Below are 14,150 nucleotides of genomic sequence, written 5' to 3'. Positions count from 1 at the left end.
TTTTTATGTTTTCTCAACTGCGCTTATTCGCGGAACAATGCTTCAATGCTCAGGCCCTGTGCTTGCAGAATTTCCCGCAAACGACGTAAACCTTCAACTTGAATCTGGCGCACACGTTCACGTGTTAAACCAATCTCACGACCAACATCTTCTAATGTTGCAGCTTCATACCCTAACAGACCAAAACGACGGGCCAAAACTTCGCGCTGTTTTGCATTCAATTCAAACAGCCATTTAACGATACTTTGCTTCATATCGTCGTCTTGCGTCGTATCTTCTGGGCCGTTTTCATTTTCGTCAGACAGAATATCTAATAAGGCTTTCTCTGAGTCGCCGCCTAAAGGTGTATCAACAGAAGTGATACGTTCATTAAGGCGTAACATACGGCTCACATCGTCGACCGGTCTGTCGAGTTGCTCAGCAATCTCTTCCGCACTCGGTTCATGATCCAACTTATGGGAAAGCTCTCGCGCTGTACGCAAATAAACGTTTAATTCTTTAACGATATGAATAGGCAAACGGATAGTACGGGTTTGGTTCATTATTGCCCGTTCAATCGTCTGGCGTATCCACCAAGTGGCATAAGTGGAGAAACGGAAACCGCGTTCAGGGTCAAATTTTTCCACTGCACGGATTAAGCCAAGGTTACCCTCTTCAATCAAATCCAGCAGCGCTAAACCGCGATTACTGTAACGGCGGGCGATCTTCACCACCAACCGCAAGTTACTTTCGATCATACGCCGGCGTGAAGGCACATCTCCGCGCAATGCACGCCGGGCAAAATAAACCTCTTCTTCTGCGGTCAATAACGGTGAATAACCAATCTCACCAAGATAGAGCTGCGTTGCATCCAGCACTCGCTGGGTAACACCTTGCGCCAACAGCTCATCTTCTGCTAACTCGCTTTCAGTAGGTTCATCTTCTACTGATGCTTTTTCGTCGAAAATTTCAGTTTCCGTACTGTTTTCATCAAAATCAGCATCTTCATGCAACTCGTTAACTTTCAGCGTATTTTGGCTCATATGCTGCTCCTACCCGTGAATCCGGCGAGCAGAATACAGCGTATTCTGCCCAATCTATCGCTGCGGAAGGTAACGCAGCGGGTTTACGGATTTCCCCTTGTAACGAATTTCAAAGTGCAATCTTACTGAACTGGTTCCGGTGCTACCCATGGTTGCTATTTTTTGACCCGCCTTCACTTCTTCTTGTTCCCGGACCAGCATTGTATCGTTATGAGCGTAGGCGCTCAGGTAATCATCATTGTGTTTGATGATAATAAGATTACCGTAACCACGCAGTGCGTTCCCAGCATACACAACTCGCCCATTTGCTGTAGCGAAGATAGGTTGCCCACGGGAACCGGCGATATCAATCCCTTTATTTCCCCCTTCGGAAGCAGAGAAACTATCGATCGTTTTACCTTCAGTTGGCCATTTCCAGTTACTGACTGGACTACCATTGCTGGTAGGGTCACTGATTGGACTGCTCGGCGCGATAACAGGTGCAGTTGTAGCGACAACAGCGCCTGACGCTGGCAACATTTTGCCAACATTCTGTTTACCCGAGTTTTCAGAATACGCGCTAGTTGATTGAGAATCAACCGTTGTAGTTGTGTTCTGAATATTTGCAGGCGGTTTTGCTATTCCACTCGATGTGGCATCAGTCGCGGCTAACATTCCACCACTAGAACCATTACCCAACTGAATAGATTGCCCCACATTCAGGCTATAAGGCTCTGCAATATTGTTTTTTGCCGCCAGATCACGGAAGTCACTCCCCGTTATCCAGGCAATATAAAACAGCGTGTCACCACGCTTAACGGTATAGGTATTACCGCTGTAGCTTCCTTTGGGGATATTGTCGTAACTACGGTTATAAACGATGCGCTCACCAGAACTATTGGTGTCCGAACCACTTAGCATGGTACCAGAGCGATCACCACCGACACTGCTGATTGGCGCGGATGTTGTATTATCATTGCTACAACCAACCAACCATAAACTCATAACCGTACATGCCGCTACCCGGCGTAATGTAATCATTGGGCTTCCCGTGCTCATGCTTCCCCCATGACAGCAATATTAAGCGATATATCCAATATAGATGCGCGCATGCTATCAATAGCGCCGCTGCCATACCATAAAATTTATGTTACTGATTTTTGTCCAATCTTTAGCACAAGAAAACTGTACTTCGACTTTAGTCAAAGGTTAAGACTGAAATAATGATATTTTTTCAAGCCAATTCCCCTTTAACTAAAGGAACAAAACGCACGGCTTCTACCGTCTCAACCTGGAACTCATTATGACGGCGCTGCACATATTTCAAGGTTTGAGCCTGTTCTCCCACAGGCAGGACCAATATCCCACCCTCATCCAATTGCTCAAGTAAAGCATTCGGTATTTCTGGTGGAGCAGCGGTCACAATGATCGCATCAAATGGCCCGCGTGATGCCCAACCTAGCCAGCCATCACCATGGCGAGTAGAGACATTATGCAGATCCAGCTGTTTCAGGCGACGTTTTGCCTGCCACTGTAACCCTTTGATTCGTTCAACTGAGCATACATGTTCGACCAAATGCGCCAAAATAGCCGTTTGATAACCCGAACCGGTGCCTATCTCTAATACGCGCGAAGTGGGTGTCAATTGCAACAACTCCGTCATGCGCGCCACCATATAAGGCTGAGAAATAGTTTGCCCAGAACCTATAGGCAAGGCTGTGTTCTCGTAGGCTTTATGGGCCAGTGCCTCATCAACAAAACGCTCGCGCGGCACTGCTTCGATCGCCTGTAGCAAGCGCTCGTCCCGAATACCTTGCTGACGTAACAGCATCAACAATGTTTGCATGCGCTTATTTACCATTCCCCGTCAACCTCTGCATTGGCTAACCAGTTTTCAACCACGTTTTGAGCCCCATAGGCTGTTAAATCAACCTGCAACGGCGTGATAGACACATAGCCTTGTTCAACCGCTGCAAAATCAGTGTCTTCCGCCACATCAAACTTCTCCCCCGGAGGCCCAATCCAGTAGAGATCTTGCCCGCGCGGGTCTTGTTGACAAAATACCTGCTCTGCTGGATGGCGGCTACCACAACGTGTTACCCGAATCCCTTTAATTTGAGATAAGGGTAAATCAGGTACATTAATATTCAGTATTTTGCCCGTATGCAACGGTTTATGTTGTAACGCGCGCAAGATACGACAAGTGACTGCTGCCGCCGTTGCATAGTGCTGATGCCCATTAAGTGAGACAGCCAAAGCAGGGAAACCCAAATGTCGCCCTTCCATCGCTGCCGCCACGGTACCGGAGTAGATAACATCGTCCCCCAGATTAGGGCCAGCATTGATGCCGGAAACCACAATATCTGGTCGGGGACGCATTAATGCATTGACCCCCAGATAGACGCAATCGGTCGGCGTACCTTGCTGCACTGCAATGTCGCCATTAGATAAGGTGGTAATACGCAGAGCGCTATCTAGCGTCAAGGCATTGGAGGAGCCGCTTCGATTACGATCGGGCGCTACGATTTGTACCAGCGCAAACTCCCGCAATGCGGCTGCCAACGTCTGTATGCCCGGCGCAGTAATTCCGTCATCGTTACTCAGCAATATCCGCAGCATCGGCATTATCCTGATTCATGATTTCCCGCACCACACTGGTGGCAAAACTACCGGCGGGTAACCAGAAACTGAGTTCCAAAGTGACCTCATCCCACCAGTTCCACTGCATATTTTGCGGTTTGAGTAAGATAGCCCGGCGCGCACCTTCGACACGTTCGCGCTTAATCAGTGCCAATAGCTCGGTTTGATCAGCTAAACATGCTTGTTCGAAAGCTAATGCCGCGCCCTGAGTACCCAGCTCACCATCGCCAGGCAACGGAGCGGTTACATTCAATTCGCCCGCATCGACCCGCTGCTGTAACAAGGCCAATTCATCAGCCCCGGCCACAAACCAACTGCCGCGCCCTGATAGCTGCAAGGCATCACCGTCCAGTACAGTCGTCGCCTGCTGTTGAGCTAAACGGCTACTGCTAATCAGGTTGAACATCGCGCTACGGCTGGCGGATAAGTAAAAGCTGCGTTTACTGCGCTCTTTTACTCGAATTTCATTATTCGCCCACAAACGCGCCTGCACCAGATTATTGCCTCCGCGGCCAAAGCGCTGGCTACCAAAATAGTTCGGCACACCATGAGCGGCAATCTGCTGCAATCGCTGTTCGACGTCCTGATTATCAGTTATGTGGCGCAACACCAAAGTAAAAGCATTGCCTTTCAGTGAGCCAATACGCAGTTTTCTTTTCTGACGCACCGACTCCAACACTTCACAGCCTTCCAGTTCGAAAGTAGCAAGATCCGGCGCTTCTTTACCTGGTAAGTGCAAACAGAACCATTGCTCGGTGACGGCGTGACGATCTTTCAAACCGGCATAACTCACCAACCGCGGGTGGATCTTGGCGAAACGCGCCAGATAATCCGCAACAAATTGGGTGTTACAGCCATTTTTGCGGATACGAACCAATAAATGCTCGCCTTCACCGTCCGGCTCAAATCCCAAATCTTCGACCACCACAAAGTCTTCTGGATTGGCTTTTAAAATGCCACTTGCCTTGGGTTTGCCGTGCAGCCAGGTTAGATTTTCCATATCCATCAGTTATGCCTTAAACCTGCTCAACTTTAATTAATAGCGCCACGGCTTCACACGCAATTCCCTCACCACGGCCAGTAAAACCAAGCTGTTCAGTGGTGGTGGCTTTTACGTTGATATCATCCATATGACATTGTAGGTCTTCCGCCAAATGAACGCGCATTTGCGGGATATGGGGGGCCATTTTAGGGGCTTGGGCGATAATCGTAATATCCAGATTACCCAGTTTGTACCCCTTAGCCAGAATGCGGCGGTATGCTTCACGCAATAAAGCGCGGCTGTCAGCACCTTTAAAGGCCGGGTCAGTATCGGGGAATAACTTGCCGATATCACCTAATGCGGCGGCCCCCAGTAATGCATCGGTGGCAGCATGTAATGCAACATCGCCATCTGAATGCGCCACTAAACCCTTTTCGTAAGGGATGCGCACCCCACCAATAATCAGTGGGCCGCTGCCATTTTCACCAAATTTATGAACATCGAAACCATGACCAATTCGCATTAATTGCACTCCAATGAATTTGGGGACTGCCGTTGGGTTAAATAAAATTCTGCCAGCGCCAAATCCTCTGGGCGCGTCACTTTGATATTATCCGAACGCCCTGAAATCAGTATCGGATGATAACCGCAATGCTCTAATGCTGAAGCTTCATCAGTGACCAGCGCGCCGTCTTGTAGGGCGCGGGATAAGCACATTTTTAATAACTCAAGCGGGAAAAGTTGCGGTGTCAGCGCATGCCACAGCGCTTGGCGATCAACAGTATGAGCAATGGCTTGCACACCTGGTTCACTGCGCTTCATGGTGTCACGAACCGGCGCTGCCAGAATACCACCGACCTTGCTGTGTTCAATAATTGCCAGCAATTTTTCAAGGTCGCTTTGGTGCAAACACGGGCGAGCCGCATCATGAACCAGCGCCCATTCGGCCTGCCCTGCTTGCTGCAAACCCGCCATCACAGAATCAGCTCGCTGGTCACCGCCGTGAACAATACTGATGCGAGGATCTCCGGCGATAGATAACCTTGAGAATTGCGTGTCTTGCGGATGTATGACAACAACAACCCGCTGAATTCGTGGGTGACTCAGCAAAGAAACAATTGCGTGTTCAATGATTGTCTTGCCCCCCACAATTAAATACTGCTTAGGGCAATCAGCTTGCATGCGGCTGCCAATACCCGCCGCCGGTACTATGGCTATAATTTCAGGCGCAATAGCTTCGGGTGCAACGACGTCAGAAAGGGAAACTGCGAAATTACTCATTATTTATTGTTGTGCGTTATTTGGCGTCGAAGGGATACCCGCATTACGTCTGGATTGGTCAGGAACCAGACGATAGAAACTTTCGCCGGGTTTAATCATACCCAGCTCGTTACGTGCGCGTTCTTCGATAGCCTCTTGACCACCGTTTAAATCATCGATTTCAGCAAATAGCTGATCATTTCGGGCTTTAAGTTTGCCGTTATTGCCCTCTTGGAGCGCCACGTCATCCTTAACCCGAACAAAATCATGAACACCATTCTTGCCCAACCACAATGAATACTGTAGCCAGCCAAGTAAAATCAGCAATAGTAGCGTAAGTTTTCCCATTCCCGCCCCCTGAAAAACTGCCTATACCGTAAATAATTCGAGTTGCAGGAAGGCAGCAACTGAGCGACAAATTGGTTGTAAACCAATTTGAACAGCGCCTGCGCTGGCCCGCAGGGTGAGCCTCTAATGAGGCCCATAATCCTCAGGAGCTTACACAAGTAAGTGACTGGGGTGAACGAAGACAGCCAACACACATGCAACTTGAAGTATGACGGGTATAATCATCCCACAACTTTTCGTCGGACTCCACTCTGTGACGGAAATAGGCCACAAGGCGCAGATTAAGGACGATTTCCGGCAAAAATACCACGTAACTCGACAAAATGTCATTAAATGCTAATTTTCAGCATTCTTTCCCCCGCCATTGTCGATTAATAACACAACAACACCACGCAGAGATAAACACTGGAAAAGGTATTTTTTCCATTGTCTTATGCCAGTCAGCAAATTAAATATGCATATTTAATGTCGCCATAAATAAATAACCCCCATTATAGTTGAGTTTACAGTTATAAAAGTTTATTTTTATGCACTCAAACTGCATAAATAAAAAATCATACTTTCATTCATCTTTACCTTTTAACCGGGAGATTCACATGTTTAAACGTTTAATGTTGGTTGGGACTTGCTTGGCAGCCGTGTTGTCTGCGGGTACGGCTATTGCCGCTGAACCCACTTATGTGGTCGGCTCTGGGGGGACCTATCGCCCATTTGAGTATGAAAACAGCCAAAAACAACTGGAAGGTTTTGATATCGATATCATTAAAGCTATCGGTAAAGCTGAAGGTTTTCAGGTCAAATTAGTGAATACACCGTGGGAAGGTATTTTTGCCACTTTAGGTTCTGGTGATCGCGACATCATTATTTCCGGTATCACGATTACTGATAAACGTAAGCAAATGGTTGATTTCTCTGACCCTTACTTCCCGGCCGAACAAACCATTGTGGTTCCTAAAGGCTCTAAAGTTGATTCTATTGCCGCATTGAAAAACCTGAATGTTGGCGTCGTGAATTCCAGCACTGGGGATATCGTAGTTTCCGATGTTCTGGGCAAAAACAGTACCGCAATCAAGCGCTTTGATAATACGCCGCTGATGCTGCAAGAGTTATATGAAGATGGTATCGCCGCCGCAGTCGGTGATGTGGGTGTTGCCAAGTTCTACCTAAAAACCCACCCAGAAAAAGCTTTTGAACTGGTGGCTGATGATAAATTTGAGCGCCAATACTTCGGCATCGCGGTAGCGAAAGGTAACGAAGAATTACGCAGTAAAATCAACAGTGGCCTGCAAAAAATCGTGGCTGACGGCACTTATGCCAAAATTTATGAAAAATGGTTTGATGCTCAGGTTCCGACGCTGCCTACAAAATAACTTTTTTAATACATTTTTTAATACACTTTTTAGACCCAAAGTCATTGGCGTTACAGCAGTCACCATGCTGTAGCGCCAATGAATAAAGGTATTTGGATTGCTTATGTCGGGATTTCGTTGGGAAATCATTCAGGAATACGCCCCACTGTTTATGGACGGTGCCTGGATGACAATAAAGTGCACCATTATTTGTGTGATTTTAGGGACGACCTGGGGATTAACACTCGGTCTGGGGCGATTAGCGCAAGCACCTCATGGTATCTGGAAGCCAATACTGTATTACTTTGTTCAATGGCCGGTGCGTATCTATATCAGCGCCATTCGCGGGACACCGCTCTTTGTGCAGATAATGGTGGTGCACTTTGCTTTGGTGCCGCTGTTTATCAACCCTCGGGATGGCATTCTGGTCACCAATGGCATTATGTCCTCTGATTTTGCCAGAATGCTACGTTCTGATTACGGCGCGTTTTTATCTTGTATCGTGGCTATCACATTGAACGCCGGAGCTTATGTTTCTGAGATTTTCCGCGCGGGTATTCAATCTATTGATCGCGGCCAGATGGAAGCCTCCCGCTCCCTGGGTATGAGCTACGGCAAAACCATGCGCAAGGTTATCCTACCGCAGGCTTTCCGCCGTATGCTGCCGCCACTGGGCAACAACGCCATTGCTATTGTAAAAGATTCGTCGTTGGCATCTGCCATCGGGCTGGCAGACTTAGCCTATGCCGCGCGCACTGTTTCCGGGGCCTATGCCACTTATTGGGAACCCTACCTGGTCATTTCGGTGGTTTATTGGGTTATTACATTCATACTTTCGCTGTTAGTCCGGCATATGGAAACGAGGTTCGGTAAAAGTGATTCACGTACATAACCTGCAAAAACAATTTGGCGAAACCCATGTGCTGCGGGGGATTTCATGCGAAATTCAGCCAAAAGAAGTCGTCTGCATAATTGGCCCATCTGGCTCCGGAAAAAGTACCTTTTTGCGCTGTATTAATGCGCTAGAAACCTTGTCCGGTGGTGAAATCACCGTGAATGGTTTTGAGATCCATAACCCCAAAACCGATCTCAACCGCATGCGCGAAAGTGTCGGCATGGTGTTCCAGCGCTTTAATCTGTTTCCGCATATGACGGTGCTGGAAAACCTGATCATGGCGCCCATGGATGTCAAAAAACTGTCCCGCGCACAAGCTATTGAACGGGCTGAATTATTGCTGCGCAAAGTCGGTTTACTGGACAAAATTGATGCTTACCCCAGCAGTCTTTCGGGTGGACAACAGCAGCGGGTAGCGATTGCCAGAGCTTTGGCAATGGAGCCGAAAATCATGCTGTTTGACGAGCCAACCTCCGCGCTCGATCCGGAACTGGTGGGCGAAGTGCTGGCGGTGATGAAAGCATTGGCTCTGGAGGGGATGACCATGGTGGTAGTGACCCATGAAATGGGCTTTGCCCGTGATGTTGCCGATCGGGTATTGTTTATTGATCAAGGGGTTATTCAGGAAGAGGGTAAACCGGAAGAGATATTTACTGCCCCAACCAACCCGCGCACCCAAGCATTTCTTAGCAAGGTACTTTCTGCGCAAGGATAAGCAGATTGAACTTGTAGCGGGTTGTCATTGGAGCAAACCAAACAGCCCGCTGATTTAGCCCTCACCAGCCGGTGAGGAATGTAAATAACATCCAGAATAAGCACACCACTGCAATCCCAGACCCACCTACAGTGATAAGCACATTACCGCGCGATAGCATACTCAGCGTAATGCCGATCAGCACTGAAACGGGCATCAAAGCCAAAAAAAACGGCCAGGTGTAGAGCAAGAAAAAGACAGTATTGGGGCCGTAAACAAAGAATGGAATCGCGAACGCCAACCAATAGAAGACAAAGCCAGTAACACCGCCAAGAAAGGAGTATGACGGTTCCTCCCGTTCCTGCTGTTCGTCGATAATAATTTGGGTGATATTTTGCATACAAATCCTGTGGGCACAGTTTACCGGCACGCTCTCAGGACGTTTTGCCAGCAGCTATATTAGGATTTGATAATAGCTCGACCACGCAGCACGTCTAACAATTGTTCAATCAAATTTGTTACTAATTGTTCACCTTGCAAGCGAGTATCAGGATGCTCAGGAAATTCATAAACAGAGTCGATACCGGTGAAATTTTTCAGCTCTCCGGCACGGGCTTTTTTATACAATCCTTTCGGGTCGCGGGCTTCGCAAATCGCCAATGGCGTGTCCACAAACACCTCAATAAACTGGCCTGATGCCAACATATCTCGCACCATTTGGCGTTCTGCCCGATGAGGGGAAATAAACGCCGTTAACACCACCAGACCGGCATCCACCATTAATTTAGCCACTTCCCCGACCCGGCGGATATTCTCGCGCCGGTCGCTATCAGAAAAGCCCAAATCACGACATAAACCGTGGCGTACATTGTCGCCATCAAGTAAGTAAGTGCTAACACCGCGGGCAAACAGCGCCTGCTCCAATGCCCCCGCCAAAGTAGATTTTCCGGAACCCGATAAGCCGGTAAACCACAGCACCACACCTTGATGCCCGTGCTGTTGTTCACGATCTTCTCGGGTCACGGCATGGGGGTGCCAGACGATATTTTCGTCGGCTGGCGTCACCTGATCAGCATGCACGTTATTTCCCCCCTAACAGGTCACGCGCACCCCAATGTGGGAAGTGGCGGCGAACCAATGCATTCAATTCCAATTCAAACTCACTGAATTCTTTGTTTTCCTGATAGACCGACTCCAGCGTTTCACGGATCAACCCTGCGCCAACAGTGACATTACTCAGCCGGTCAATAAAGATCAGGCCGCCGGTATCGCGATTACGCTGATAGCTGTCCAGCACCAGCGGCTCATCGAACGCCAATTCAACCAAACCAATGCCATTCAGCGGCAAACTTTCGACTACCCGCTGGGTCAATGAGTTGATTTCGACCTGATATTGGATATTTTCAACCCGCGCACGGGTCTTTTTCCCGGCAATCTTGATGTCATAGCTTTGCCCGACCACCAGTGGTTGCTCCGCCATCCACACCACATCCACCAGCGCGTTTTGCGCCGTTTTTAGGGTTTCACTGGTATCAACCAATAAATCACCACGGCTAATATCGACTTCATCTGTCAGCACCAGTGTAATGGCTTCACCGGGCATTGCCTGGGCCAAATCGCCATCAAAAGTGACAATCCGTGCAATGGTGGATTCCACACCAGAGGGCAGCACTTTTATTTTTTGCCCGACCCGCACGATACCGGCAGATAAGGTGCCAGCATAACCTCGGAAATCCAGATTTGGTCGGTTTACATATTGCACCGGGAAACGCAGCGGCTGTTGGCGACTGGCATTCACCACATCAACACTTTCCAGCACTTCAAGCAGCGTCGGGCCGGAATACCAATTCATTTTCTCACTTGGCGAGGCCACATTGTCGCCATCCAGCGCCGATAGCGGGACAAATTTAATATCTAAATCAGTGGGTAACTGCTGAGCAAAACTCAGGTAATCTTCTTTAAACTGCTCGAAGACACTTTCCTGATAATCGACCAAATCCATCTTATTCACTGCCACCACCAAATGGCGGATACCCAATAGCGTGGCAATAAAGCTGTGGCGGCGAGTTTGGTCCAATACCCCTTTACGGGCATCAATTAACAAAATCGCCAAATCACAGGTCGAAGCGCCGGTCGCCATATTGCGCGTGTATTGCTCATGCCCTGGGGTATCAGCAATGATAAATTTGCGCTGTTCAGTGGAGAAGTAACGATAAGCTACATCAATAGTAATGCCCTGCTCACGTTCGGCCTGCAAACCATCCACCAACAAAGCCAGATCCAGTTTTTCACCCTGTGTACCAATACGCTTGCTGTCAGTGTGCAGCGTAGTGAGCTGATCTTCGTAAATCTGGCGGGTATCATGCAGTAAACGGCCAATTAACGTACTTTTGCCATCATCCACGCTGCCGCAAGTCAGAAAGCGCAACATGGTTTTGTGCTGCTGGGCATGCAGATAAGCTTCTACCCCGCCTTCATTAGCAATTTGCTGGGCGATAGAAGTATTGTTTAAAATCATCGAGTTACTTTCTAAAATCGACTGATTTTCTGTTTTCAATTGGTCTTGAAATACAGATTGATCTTGAAATTTTGTGCTCATCGGGCGCTCCTCAGAAATATCCCTGACGCTTTTTAAGCTCCATGGAGCCGGATTGATCGCGGTCGATCATTCGACCCTGACGTTCACTGGTGGTCGAGATAAGCATCTCTTCGATAATGGCGGGCAAGGTTTCCGCCTCAGACTCTACCGCGCCGGTCAGTGGCCAACAGCCCAAGGTTCGGAAACGCACCATTTTCTGAGTAATCACTTCGCCCGGCTGTAGGTCAATGCGGTCGTCATCCACCATCAGCAGCATCCCGTCGCGCTCCACCACAGGGCGGGGCTTCGCCAGATACAACGGCACAATGTCGATTTTTTCCAGGAAGATATATTGCCAAATATCCAGCTCAGTCCAGTTGGACAGCGGGAAGACGCGGATACTTTCGCCTTTGTTAATCTGGCCGTTATAGTTGTGCCACAGCTCCGGGCGCTGGTTTTTTGGATCCCAACGATGGAAGCGGTCACGGAACGAATAAATACGCTCTTTGGCGCGGGATTTCTCTTCATCCCGCCGCGCGCCACCGAAAGCGGCATCAAAACCGTATTTGTTCAGCGCTTGCTTCAGCCCCTCGGTTTTCATGATATCAGTGTGTTTGGCGCTACCGTGGATAAAGGGGTTAATGCCCATTGCCACCCCTTCCGGGTTACGATGCACCAATAATTCACAGCCAAATGCCTTGGCGGTGCGGTCACGGAATTCGTACATTTCACGGAATTTCCAACCGGTATCCACATGCAATAACGGGAAAGGTAAATGACCGGGGAAAAATGCTTTACGCGCCAAATGCAGCATCACAGAAGAGTCTTTGCCGATGGAATAGAGCATCACCGGGTTACCGAATTCAGCGGCCACTTCACGGATGATATGGATACTCTCCGCCTCCAATTGCCGCAAATGAGTGAGTCGTTTTTCGTCCATAACAGATCCTTTATGCCAAATTCACGACTGACGGGCTGATGGCCTGTTCAGTCTGCGGTTGTTGCCCAAACCAGGCAATTTGGTGGTGTAAATCCACCACTTCCCCGATGACCAGCAGGGCTGGTGTCGGGGCCTGATGCGCGAGTAATTCAAGCTCTGCCAGTGTGCCGGTCAGAACTTGCTGATCAGCACGGGTGCCCCGGCCAATCACTGCCACTGGCGTAGTGCTGGCTCGGCCATGGGTGATTAATTGCCGACTGATTTCAGCCGCTTTCACCGTGCCCATGTAGATGGCCAAAGTCTGATGACCACGGGCCAGCGCCTGCCAATCCAAATCATCGCCATCGGCGCGGCAATGCCCGGTAATAAATGTCACACTTTGTGCATGGTCACGGTGAGTCAGAGGAATTCCAGCATAAGCTGTCGCCCCGCTCGCCGCCGTCACCCCTGGCACCACCTGAAAGGGTATGCCCGCACGCGCCACAACTTGTAGCTCTTCACCGCCACGACCAAAGATAAAAGGATCGCCGCCTTTTAGCCGCACCACCCGTTTCCCGCGTTGTGCCAATGTGACCAGTAATTGATTGGTTTCTTCCTGAGTGACCGAATGCGCCCCCGCGCGTTTGCCAACACAAATCCGTTCAGCATCACGGCGCACTAAATCCAGCACTTCCGGGCTGACCAAATGGTCAAACAGCACCACATCAGCCTGTTGAATCACTTGCAGACCGCGCAAGGTCAATAAACCAGGATCACCGGGGCCAGCCCCCACCAAGGCAACTTCCCCCTGAGAGATGCTCTGCCCTTCCAATGACAATTGCAGTTCCTCTTCAGCTTGGGCTAACTGACCACGACTGACAAAACTGGCAAAGCGGCCACTGAAAGCATTTTCCCAAAAACGGCGGCGCTCACCCATTGAAGCGATTTGTAGCTTAACCCGGCCACGCCAGCGCCCGGCGATAGCCGCCATCTCACCTAAACTGCTGGGCAATAAGGCTTCCAATTTCTCGCGCAAGATACGCGCCAAAACCGGTGCCTGACCGGCGGAGGAAATCGCCACCACCAGCGGAGAGCGGTCGACAATCGACGGGAAGATAAACGAGCAACGAGGTTGGTCATCCACCACATTCGCCAGCAGATGCCGCTTGTCTGCCGCCGCGAAAACCGCTGCATTCAGCGCAGTATCGTCTGTGGCCGCAATCACCAGAAATACCTCATCCAGCTGCTCGGGCAAGAAATCTAATGCCAGCCAGTGAATGCGGCCATCCTGAGATTGTTGTTCAAGTTCAGATGAGAGAGTCTGTGCCACTACCCGCACCTGTGCGCCCGCGCGGTGGAGTAAGTCAATTTTTCGCGCAGCAACTTCACCGCCGCCAACAACCAATACAGGGCGGCGTTTCAAGTCGGCAAAAAGAGGTAGATAGTCCACAGCATCCTTCAATTACATAATAAGCGTAGGGTGA

16 protein-coding genes are annotated in these 14,150 nt (G+C 49.4%); 3 read left to right on the top strand and 13 right to left on the bottom strand.

Annotated elements, in window-relative coordinates; genetic code table 11:
- Positions 1–23: 23 nt before the first annotated feature.
- From rpoS to ftsB, 8 genes are all read right to left on the bottom strand, one after another.
- Positions 24–1,022 (bottom strand): RNA polymerase sigma factor RpoS, encoded by a 999-nt coding sequence (rpoS, locus tag DXZ79_RS04345; protein WP_038635964.1) that lies wholly within the window; start codon positions 1,020–1,022, stop codon positions 24–26.
- A 54-nt stretch (positions 1,023–1,076) separates the two neighbouring features.
- Positions 1,077–2,042 carry a murein hydrolase activator NlpD gene (nlpD, locus tag DXZ79_RS04340; protein ID WP_038635967.1) on the bottom strand — a complete coding sequence of 322 codons (966 nt, stop codon included), beginning with the start codon at positions 2,040–2,042 and terminating at the stop codon, positions 1,077–1,079.
- A 193-nt stretch (positions 2,043–2,235) separates the two neighbouring features.
- Complete coding sequence (locus DXZ79_RS04335; RefSeq protein ID WP_038635969.1) at positions 2,236–2,862, bottom strand: protein-L-isoaspartate(D-aspartate) O-methyltransferase; 627 nt, start codon at positions 2,860–2,862, stop codon at positions 2,236–2,238.
- Complete coding sequence (gene surE / locus DXZ79_RS04330) at positions 2,856–3,620, bottom strand: 5'/3'-nucleotidase SurE (protein WP_042562601.1); 765 nt, start codon at positions 3,618–3,620, stop codon at positions 2,856–2,858. The genes DXZ79_RS04335 and surE overlap by 7 nt, the downstream gene beginning before the upstream one ends.
- On the bottom strand, positions 3,598–4,647 hold the full coding sequence (gene truD / locus DXZ79_RS04325) for a tRNA pseudouridine(13) synthase TruD (protein ID WP_120011129.1): 1,050 nt from the start codon (positions 4,645–4,647) through the stop codon (positions 3,598–3,600). The genes surE and truD overlap by 23 nt, the downstream gene beginning before the upstream one ends.
- Positions 4,648–4,657: 10 nt before the next feature.
- Entirely contained in the window at positions 4,658–5,146 is a 489-nt protein-coding gene (ispF, locus tag DXZ79_RS04320; RefSeq protein WP_038636109.1) for a 2-C-methyl-D-erythritol 2,4-cyclodiphosphate synthase, read from the bottom strand.
- Positions 5,146–5,904 carry a 2-C-methyl-D-erythritol 4-phosphate cytidylyltransferase gene (ispD, locus tag DXZ79_RS04315; RefSeq protein WP_038636111.1) on the bottom strand — a complete coding sequence of 253 codons (759 nt, stop codon included), beginning with the start codon at positions 5,902–5,904 and terminating at the stop codon, positions 5,146–5,148. The genes ispF and ispD overlap by 1 nt, the downstream gene beginning before the upstream one ends.
- A 3-nt stretch (positions 5,905–5,907) precedes the next feature.
- Positions 5,908–6,231, bottom strand: coding sequence for a cell division protein FtsB (gene ftsB / locus DXZ79_RS04310; RefSeq protein ID WP_038636113.1), 324 nt, complete (start codon positions 6,229–6,231; stop codon positions 5,908–5,910).
- 596 nt (positions 6,232–6,827) lie between these two features.
- On the opposite strand from ftsB, the gene DXZ79_RS04300 reads away from it, so the two are divergent.
- The 3 genes from DXZ79_RS04300 (at position 6,828) to DXZ79_RS04290 (ending at position 9,190) form a co-directional block, all read left to right on the top strand.
- The gene (locus tag DXZ79_RS04300) at positions 6,828–7,601 is read left to right on the top strand and encodes a basic amino acid ABC transporter substrate-binding protein (RefSeq protein WP_038636115.1); all 774 of its coding nucleotides are present in this window, start codon (positions 6,828–6,830) and stop codon (positions 7,599–7,601) included.
- A gap of 103 nt (positions 7,602–7,704) precedes the next feature.
- Entirely contained in the window at positions 7,705–8,472 is a 768-nt protein-coding gene (locus DXZ79_RS04295) for an amino acid ABC transporter permease (protein WP_004389104.1), read from the top strand.
- Positions 8,456–9,190 (top strand): amino acid ABC transporter ATP-binding protein, encoded by a 735-nt coding sequence (locus tag DXZ79_RS04290; RefSeq protein ID WP_038636117.1) that lies wholly within the window; start codon positions 8,456–8,458, stop codon positions 9,188–9,190. The genes DXZ79_RS04295 and DXZ79_RS04290 overlap by 17 nt, the downstream gene beginning before the upstream one ends.
- A 61-nt stretch (positions 9,191–9,251) precedes the next feature.
- Here the strand turns inward: DXZ79_RS04290 and DXZ79_RS04285 are convergent, their stop codons facing one another.
- From DXZ79_RS04285 to cysG, 5 genes are read right to left on the bottom strand one after another with little or no spacing between them, the layout of a single operon-like run.
- Positions 9,252–9,569, bottom strand: a complete 318-nt coding sequence (locus DXZ79_RS04285; RefSeq protein ID WP_038636120.1) for a DUF3561 family protein — start codon at positions 9,567–9,569, stop codon at positions 9,252–9,254.
- Positions 9,570–9,628: 59 nt separating this feature from the next.
- Positions 9,629–10,249, bottom strand: coding sequence for an adenylyl-sulfate kinase (cysC, locus tag DXZ79_RS04280; protein WP_120011128.1), 621 nt, complete (start codon positions 10,247–10,249; stop codon positions 9,629–9,631).
- A 1-nt stretch (position 10,250) separates the two neighbouring features.
- Positions 10,251–11,768 carry a sulfate adenylyltransferase subunit CysN gene (gene cysN, locus DXZ79_RS04275; protein ID WP_186377389.1) on the bottom strand — a complete coding sequence of 506 codons (1,518 nt, stop codon included), beginning with the start codon at positions 11,766–11,768 and terminating at the stop codon, positions 10,251–10,253.
- 10 nt (positions 11,769–11,778) lie between these two features.
- Positions 11,779–12,687 carry a sulfate adenylyltransferase subunit CysD gene (gene cysD / locus DXZ79_RS04270; RefSeq protein WP_038636128.1) on the bottom strand — a complete coding sequence of 303 codons (909 nt, stop codon included), beginning with the start codon at positions 12,685–12,687 and terminating at the stop codon, positions 11,779–11,781.
- 10 nt (positions 12,688–12,697) lie between these two features.
- On the bottom strand, positions 12,698–14,116 hold the full coding sequence (gene cysG / locus DXZ79_RS04265) for a siroheme synthase CysG (RefSeq protein ID WP_050292261.1): 1,419 nt from the start codon (positions 14,114–14,116) through the stop codon (positions 12,698–12,700).
- Positions 14,117–14,150 lie beyond the last annotated feature (34 nt).

Origin of the sequence: Yersinia rochesterensis (genome assembly GCF_003600645.1) — a bacterium.
Lineage (GTDB): Bacteria > Pseudomonadota > Gammaproteobacteria > Enterobacterales > Enterobacteriaceae > Yersinia > Yersinia rochesterensis.
The sequence above is the reverse complement of the archived record's forward strand: the minus strand, read 5'-3'. Positions and strand labels throughout refer to the sequence as shown.